We start from the raw sequence: 6,833 nt of genomic DNA, 5'->3' as shown, positions 1-6,833 counted from the left end.
GAGGCGCCCAGCCCCCGGCCCGCCGGTGGTGGCGGCGCGAAGGACACCTCGACCGCACCGACCCCCGCCGCCTCCGTCTCCCCCGGGACCGCGGACCCGCGGCTGCGGCGGCTGGTGCTGCGGCTCTCCCCCGCGGTGGCGGCCCTCGCCGGTGAGTCGGCGTCCCCCTCCCTCGAGTGCGCGGGCTCCGCCGAGTGGGGGGACGGCGAGCAGGTGGCCGTCGAGTACGACGGCAGGCTGGGCGCCCTGGTCTACCGCGCTCCGGAGGGGCAGCAGCAGCAGGTCGAGCTGTACCTGTGCGGGGTGAGCGGCCCGGTGCGCACCGTGGTGGTGCCGCTGCCCTGACCGGCGGGCGGGAATGTGGCTCGCCTACGATCGGTTGGACCTGACCGAGCCCGCCTCCGAGAGATGAGAAAGCGTCTATGAGTGAGCAGTCCGACGTCCGGAACGTGATCGTCATCGGGTCGGGGCCCTCCGGCTACACCGCCGCGCTGTACACCGCACGGGCCGCGCTGGCGCCCCTCGTCTTCGAGGGCTCGGTCACCGCCGGCGGCGCCCTGATGAACACCACCGAGGTGGAGAACTATCCCGGGTTCCGCGAGGGCATCATGGGCCCGGCGCTGATGGAGGAGATGCGGGCCCAGGCGGAGCGCTTCGGCGCCGAGCTGGTCCCCGACGACGTCGTCGAGGTCGACCTCACCGGCGACGTCAAGGTCGTCCGCACGGCGACCGACACCTACCGCGCCCGCGCGGTGATCCTGGCCACCGGCTCGGGCTACCGCAAGCTGGGGCTCCCCCGCGAGGAGGAGCTGTCGGGGCGCGGGGTCTCGTGGTGCGCGACCTGCGACGGGTTCTTCTTCCGCGACCAGGTGATCGCCGTCGTCGGCGGGGGGGACTCCGCGCTCGAGGAGGCCACCTTCTTGACCCGGTTCGGCTCGAAGGTCTACCTGATCCACCGGCGCGACCAGCTCCGCGCCTCCAAGATCATGCAGGAGCGCGCCCTGGCCGATCCCAAGCTCGAGCCGGTGTGGAACTCCGAGGTGGTCGCGATCAACGGCGACGACAGGCTGGAGTCGGTCACGCTGCGAGACACCGTGACCGGCGAGGAGCGCCCGCTCGCGGTCACCGGGCTGTTCATCGCGATCGGCCACGACCCGCGCTCGGAGCTCCTCGGCGGCCAGGTGGCGCTGGACGAGAACGGCTACGTGCTGGTCCACCACCCCTCGACGGCCACCAACCTGCCCGGCGTGTTCGCGTGCGGGGACCTGGTCGACCACCACTACCGGCAGGCCGTCACCGCGGCCGGCACCGGCTGCGCGGCGGCCCTGGACGCAGAGCGCTACGTGGCTGCCCTCGACCACGCCGCCTCCACCGCAGGTTCGGCGGAGGACACCACCGCCGGGGTCGCCGCGAGCCGCTGAGCCCGAGGCGCGCCACGCTCGGAGCCTCGGAACAATCGTCACTCCCATGGTGTTGACTCAGTCGTCCGGGCGCCGAGCCCGGGCCCGACCCGCGGTGCAGGCCACCGCATCCACCGACCGCCACACCGAAAGGGGCAGCACGTGTCCACCATGCCCGCCGTGACCGACGCCGAGTTCGAGAGTCGGGTCCTGAAGTCCGACAAGCCCACGCTGGTGGACTTCTGGGCCGAGTGGTGCGGGCCGTGCCGCCAGGTGTCGCCCATCCTCGACGAGATCGCGGCCACGAACTCCGACAAGATGGGGTTCTACAAGATGAACGTCGACGAGAACCCGGTCACGCCGTCGACCTACCGGGTGACGGGCATCCCCACGATCAACGTGTACGTCGGTGGCGAGGTCGCCAAGTCCATCGTCGGGGCCCGCCCGAAGGCCGCGATCCTCAAGGAGCTCGAGCCCTTCCTGGGCTGAGCCACCGCCGAGACCGCACGGCCCTGGCACCACGCGCGACGCCGCTCCCTCACGGGGTGGCGTCGTTCGGCAGGGGGGTCTCCGGCGCCGGCGCGGGAGCGGGCCGGACCACACCCACCAGCCGCTCCAGCGCCTGCTCCACCTCCTCGCGCCAGGTCAGCGCCGAGCGCAGCTCCATCCGCATCCGCGGCGTGGTCGGGTGGGCGCGCTGGGTCTTGAACCCCACGCTGCCGAGGAAGTCGGCCGGCAGCACGCAGCCCGGTCGACCGGCGCGGTCACCGAACGCCTCGACGGCGCGGATCGTGGTGCGCTGGATCAGGTCCTTGGCGACCCCCTGCACGAGCATCCGGCCGATCCCGCCACCGCGGGCCTCCGGAGCGACGTACACGGTGGTCAGCAGCACCGCGTCGGGTGAGACCGGCGCGCTGGGGAACCCCGCGGCCCCGGGCACCATCGACGCCGGTGCGTAGATCGCGTGGCCGACCGGGACCCCGTCTACGAGCGCGACCCGCCCGCACGAGCCCCACTCGCGCAGCACCTGGGAGACCCAGGCCTCCTTCTCCTCGGACGCCTCGCCCGACCCGACCAGGTCCCGGCGTACCGGATCCATCTCCCAGAACAGGCAGTCCCGACAGGGACCGGGCAGGTCGGCCAGGTGGTCCAGGGTCAGTCGGACGATCTTCCGCGCCACCGGCTCCTCCTCCGCCACGCCTCTCCTGGGCTCGGACCTGGTCGGCAACCGCGACCCGGTGCTGCGCAGCCTGCCGCCATCCTTCATGCTAGACGGACCATGGAAGCCACCCCCGCGCCCCGCTCCGGCCCTCCGGCGAGCACGCGGCTGGACTCCTACGTCGACCGGTACGCCGCGCGCACGGCCGGAATGACCGCCTCGGAGATCCGGGCGCTGTTCGCGGTGGCCTCACGGCCCGAGGTCGTCTCCCTGGCCGGTGGGATGCCCAACATCTCGGGGCTGCCCCTGGACGTGGTGGGTCGCGCCGTGGCCGGGGTGGTCGCCGACCACGGGGCGGAGGCCCTGCAGTACGGCTCCGGCCAGGGCCACCCCCGGCTGCGCGAGCAGATCTGCGAGGTGATGCGGCTGGAGGGCATCGACGGCCATCCCGACGACGTCGTGGTCACCGTGGGGTCCCAGCAGGCCGTCGACCTGGTCACCCGGGTGTTCTGCGACCCCGGGGACGTGGTGCTGTGCGAGGCGCCGTCGTACGTCGGGGCGCTGGGGGTGTTCAAGTCCTTCCAGTGCGACGTCGTCCACGTGGAGATGGACGCCGACGGGCTGGTGCCGGCCGCGCTCCGGGCGGCGATCGCCTCGGTGCGCGCGGCGGGGCGGCGGATCAAGTTCCTCTACACGATCCCCAACTTCCACAACCCCGCCGGCGTCACCCTGTCCGCGGCCCGCCGGGCCGAGGTGCTCGAGATCTGCCGCGCCGAGGACGTGCTGGTGCTCGAGGACAACCCGTACGGGCTGCTCGGCTTCGACGCCGAGCCGATGCGGGCGCTGCGGGCCGACGAGACCGAGGGAGTGGTCTACCTGGGCTCGTTCTCCAAGACGTTCTCCCCGGGGATGCGGGTGGGCTGGGCGCTGGCGCCGCACGCGGTGCGGGAGAAGCTGGTGCTGGCCCAGGAGTCGGCGACGCTGTGCGCGCCGTCCTTCTCCCAGTTCGCGGTCTCGGCGTACCTCTCCGAGCACGACTGGCAGGGGCAGATCAAGCAGATGCGGGAGATGTACCGCGAGCGTCGGGACGCGATGATCGCCGCGCTGCACGACTTCCTGCCACCGTCGTGCAGCTGGAACGTGCCGCACGGCGGCTTCTTCGTGTGGCTCACCCTGCCACCGGGGATCGACGCCAAGGCGATGCTGCCGCGGGCGGTGACGGCTCGGGTCGCCTACGTCCCGGGCACCGCCTTCTACGCCGACGGCTTCGGCTCCAGCTGCCTGCGGCTGTCCTTCTGCTACCCCACCCCGGAGCGCATCCGCGAGGGGGTACGCCGGCTCGCCGGCGTCCTGGAGGCCGAGATGGAGCTGCGGGCCACCTTCGGGGCGACCGCCCCCGGTGTCGCCGCCGGCCCGCGCAGTGGCTACGACGGCCCGAGCACCGACCTGAGCTGAACGAGGGGATGGACGTGTCCGAGCAGACAGTGCTGGTCCTGGCCGGGGGGCTCTCCCACGAGCGCGACGTGTCCCTCCGGTCCGGTCGCCGGGTGGCCGAGGCGCTCCGCGGCGTGGGGGTCGAGGTGGTCGAGCGCGACGTGGACGCCCAGCTCTTCGCCATGCTGCGCGAGGAGCCGCCCGGCTGCGTGGTCCCGATGCTCCACGGCGACACCGGCGAGGACGGATCGATCCGGGAGGTGCTCGAGCTGCTGGACCTGCCCTACGTGGGAGCGCCCCCGGCGGCGTGCCGGGCCGCCTTCGACAAGCCCGTCGCCAAGGCCATGGTCACGCGGGCGGGACTGTCGACGCCCCCCTCGGTGTGCCTGCCGCACGAGACCTTCCGCGAGCTCGGCGCGGCCCAGGTGATGGCCGCCCTGGTACGCAGGCTGGGGCTGCCGATGATGGTGAAGCCGGCCAAGAGCGGCTCGGCGCTCGGCTGCACGGTCGTCCACGACGCCGGCGAGCTCCCTGCGGCCATGGTCAACGCGTTCGCCTACGGGGACGTCGCGCTGCTGGAGCGGTTCGTGACCGGCACCGAGGTGGCCGTCCCCGTCCTCGACGACGGCACCGGCCCGCGGGCCCTGCCCGCCGTGGCGATCTCACCCGACGGCGGCGTCTACGACTACACCGCGCGGTACACCGCCGGTGCCACCGAGTTCGTGGTGCCCGCGCCGCTGGAGACCGTCCTGGCCGAGGAGGTGGCCCGGGTGGCGCTCACCGCGCACCAGGCGCTCGGCCTGCGCGACGTGTCCCGCTCGGACCTGATCGTCGACCCCGACGGGACCGTGTGGTTCCTGGAGGTCAACGTCGCTCCGGGGTTCACCGAGACCTCCACGGTGCCCCTGTCCATCCAGGCCGCCGGGCTGGAGCTGGGCGCGGTCTGCGCCTCGCTGGTCTCGGTCGCCCGGTCCCGCCGCGTCCCCACGGGAGGCCCGCATGCGTGACCGCACCTACCCGGCCATCATCCAGACCGCCAAGCTGGCCTTCCGGGTCCTCGGCCAGACCCATGTGCTCACCGGGACCGAGCACGTGCCCCGGCACGGCGGCGTACTGCTGGCCTGCAACCACGTCTCGCACCTGGACTTCATCTACGCCGGCCTCGCGGCGCATCCCTCCAGACGCCTGGTCCGGTTCATGGCCAAGCAGGAGATCTTCGCCCACCCGGTGGGGGGACCGGTGATGCGCTCCATGCACCACATCGCGGTCGACCGCGGCGAGGGGATCGACTCCTACCGGGCCGCGGTGGGCTACCTGCGCTCGGGCGAGGCGGTGGGCATCTTCCCGGAGGCGACGATCTCACGGGCGATGGAGCTCAAGGGGTTCAAGACCGGGGCGGTGCGGATCGCCGCTGAGGCGAGGGTGCCGCTGGTCCCGGTGATCCTGTGGGGCACCCAGCTGATGATGACCAAGGACCATCCCCGTGACTTCTCGCGGGGCCGGACCATCACCCTGCGGGTCGGCACACCCCTGTACCCCACCGGCGCCGACCCCGTCGCGGAGACCGCCGAGCTGCACGCCGTGATGAGCGGCCTGCTGCGGGAGTCCGTGCTCGCCTACCCGGCCGACGAGCAGCCGCCCGGCTCCTGGTGGGTCCCCGCCAGCCTCGGGGGCGGCGCCCCCACGCTCGCCGAGGCGGCCGTGCTGGACGCCGAGGAGCGGATCGCGCGAAGCAGACGGCGGGGCGTGCCCGCCCCCTGAGCCGTCCCGGCGACCCGGCGTTTCCTTGCGGTGTGGACCCAAACGACAGAGATTCCGGCCCAGGACGTGTCGTTTCGGTCCCATCGACACCCGGGTCCGCGCCCGGCTTGAATGCCTCCGCCGGCCCGGCGTCAGCAGGATTCGGACAATAAAACCATATGTCGACTTATGGCTAGATGGATGGATCGCTTAATCCAGCCTTGCTGGGGTCCATGATGTCCACGATCCGCTGCAGGTCCTCGAGGGTGGCGAACTCGACGGTGATCTTGCCCTTGGCCCGCCCCAGGTCGATCTTCACCCGGGTCTCGAGCCGGTCGGAGAGCCGGTCGGCCAGCTCGGCCAGGCCGGGGGCCGTGGGCCGGCGGCGGCTCTGGCGCGCGGGCCGCTCGGGCTGGGCGCCCAGGGCGACGATCTCCTCCAGGCCGCGCACGCTGATCCCCTCGGCGACCACCCGTTGGGCCAGCCGGTCCTGCAGCGCCGGGTCCTCCACCCCGAGCAGGGCCCGGGCGTGGCCCGCGGAGAGCACACCGGCGGCGACGCGGCGCTGGACGGCGGGGGAGAGCTTGAGCAGCCGCAGGGTGTTGCTGATCTGGGGTCGCGAGCGGCCGATCCGGTTCGCCAGCTCCTCGTGGGTGCAGGAGAAGTCCTCGAGCAGCTGGGCGTACGCCGCGGCCTCCTCCAGCGGGTTGAGCTGGGAGCGGTGCAGGTTCTCCAGGAGGGCATCGCGGAGCATCGCGGTGTCCTCGGTCTCCCGGATGATCGCCGGGATGGTCTCCAGCCCGGCGGCCTGGGTGGCCCGCCAGCGGCGTTCCCCCATCACCAGCTCGTAGCGGTCCTCCCCGACCCGGCGCACGACCACCGGCTGCAGCAGGCCGATCTCGCGGATCGAGAAGACCAGCTCGGCCATCGCCTCCTCGTCGAAGACCTGGCGCGGCTGGCGCTCGTTCGGCTGGACCTGGTCGACGGGAAGCTCGGCGAACCAGGCCCCGGCGATTGCGGGCGGGCCGCTCGGCAAGGGGGACTCGCCCGCGTACGCCGCAGCCGAGGGCGCCCCGGCGGCCGACTCCGGACCCGCCCCG

The 6,833-nt window shown here is 73.0% G+C and carries 8 protein-coding genes; 6 read left to right on the top strand and 2 right to left on the bottom strand.

What is annotated here, in order from left to right; genetic code table 11:
- From PLP61_RS13510 to trxA, 3 genes are all read left to right on the top strand, one after another.
- A partial coding sequence (locus PLP61_RS13510; RefSeq protein WP_324503257.1) for a hypothetical protein occupies positions 1-345 on the top strand: 345 nt, incomplete at its 5' end.
- Positions 346-422: 77 nt separating this feature from the next.
- A complete protein-coding gene (trxB, locus tag PLP61_RS13505) occupies positions 423-1,421 on the top strand; it encodes a thioredoxin-disulfide reductase (RefSeq protein ID WP_324503256.1) in 999 nt (332 codons plus the stop codon).
- 150 nt (positions 1,422-1,571) lie between these two features.
- The gene (gene trxA / locus PLP61_RS13500; RefSeq protein WP_324503258.1) at positions 1,572-1,889 is read left to right on the top strand and encodes a thioredoxin; all 318 of its coding nucleotides are present in this window, start codon (positions 1,572-1,574) and stop codon (positions 1,887-1,889) included.
- Between the two features lie 49 nt (positions 1,890-1,938).
- On the opposite strand, the gene PLP61_RS13495 is transcribed toward trxA, so the two are convergent.
- Positions 1,939-2,580 (bottom strand): GNAT family N-acetyltransferase, encoded by a 642-nt coding sequence (locus tag PLP61_RS13495; RefSeq protein WP_324503255.1) that lies wholly within the window; start codon positions 2,578-2,580, stop codon positions 1,939-1,941.
- A gap of 99 nt (positions 2,581-2,679) precedes the next feature.
- Between PLP61_RS13495 and PLP61_RS13490 the strand changes: the two genes are divergently transcribed.
- From PLP61_RS13490 to PLP61_RS13480, 3 genes are read left to right on the top strand one after another with little or no spacing between them, the layout of a single operon-like run.
- On the top strand, positions 2,680-4,014 hold the full coding sequence (locus PLP61_RS13490) for an aminotransferase-like domain-containing protein (RefSeq protein ID WP_324503254.1): 1,335 nt from the start codon (positions 2,680-2,682) through the stop codon (positions 4,012-4,014).
- 8 nt (positions 4,015-4,022) lie between these two features.
- Positions 4,023-5,000 (top strand): D-alanine--D-alanine ligase family protein, encoded by a 978-nt coding sequence (locus PLP61_RS13485; protein WP_324503253.1) that lies wholly within the window; start codon positions 4,023-4,025, stop codon positions 4,998-5,000.
- On the top strand, positions 4,993-5,754 hold the full coding sequence (locus PLP61_RS13480; RefSeq protein WP_324503252.1) for a lysophospholipid acyltransferase family protein: 762 nt from the start codon (positions 4,993-4,995) through the stop codon (positions 5,752-5,754). The genes PLP61_RS13485 and PLP61_RS13480 overlap by 8 nt, the downstream gene beginning before the upstream one ends.
- 172 nt (positions 5,755-5,926) lie before the next feature.
- Here the strand turns inward: PLP61_RS13480 and PLP61_RS13475 are convergent, their stop codons facing one another.
- Complete coding sequence (locus tag PLP61_RS13475) at positions 5,927-6,769, bottom strand: ParB/RepB/Spo0J family partition protein (RefSeq protein WP_502889054.1); 843 nt, start codon at positions 6,767-6,769, stop codon at positions 5,927-5,929.
- Between the last annotated feature and the right edge of the window lie 64 nt (positions 6,770-6,833).

It is taken from the genome of Nocardioides sp., from assembly GCF_035429765.1.
Classification (GTDB): domain Bacteria; phylum Actinomycetota; class Actinomycetes; order Propionibacteriales; family Nocardioidaceae; genus Nocardioides.
This window is presented reverse-complemented; position numbering and strand designations above follow the sequence as displayed.

Excerpts from the sequence above, each read along its gene's own strand:
- PLP61_RS13480 (WP_324503252.1), top strand. The coding sequence starts at position 4,993 with ATGCGTGACCGCACCTACCCGGCCATCATCCAGACCGCCAAGCTGGCC.
- trxB (WP_324503256.1), top strand. The coding sequence starts at position 423 with ATGAGTGAGCAGTCCGACGTCCGGAACGTGATCGTCATCGGGTCGGGG.
- PLP61_RS13485 (WP_324503253.1), top strand. The coding sequence starts at position 4,023 with ATGGACGTGTCCGAGCAGACAGTGCTGGTCCTGGCCGGGGGGCTCTCC.
- PLP61_RS13490 (WP_324503254.1), top strand. The coding sequence starts at position 2,680 with ATGGAAGCCACCCCCGCGCCCCGCTCCGGCCCTCCGGCGAGCACGCGG.
- trxA (WP_324503258.1), top strand. The coding sequence starts at position 1,572 with ATGCCCGCCGTGACCGACGCCGAGTTCGAGAGTCGGGTCCTGAAGTCC.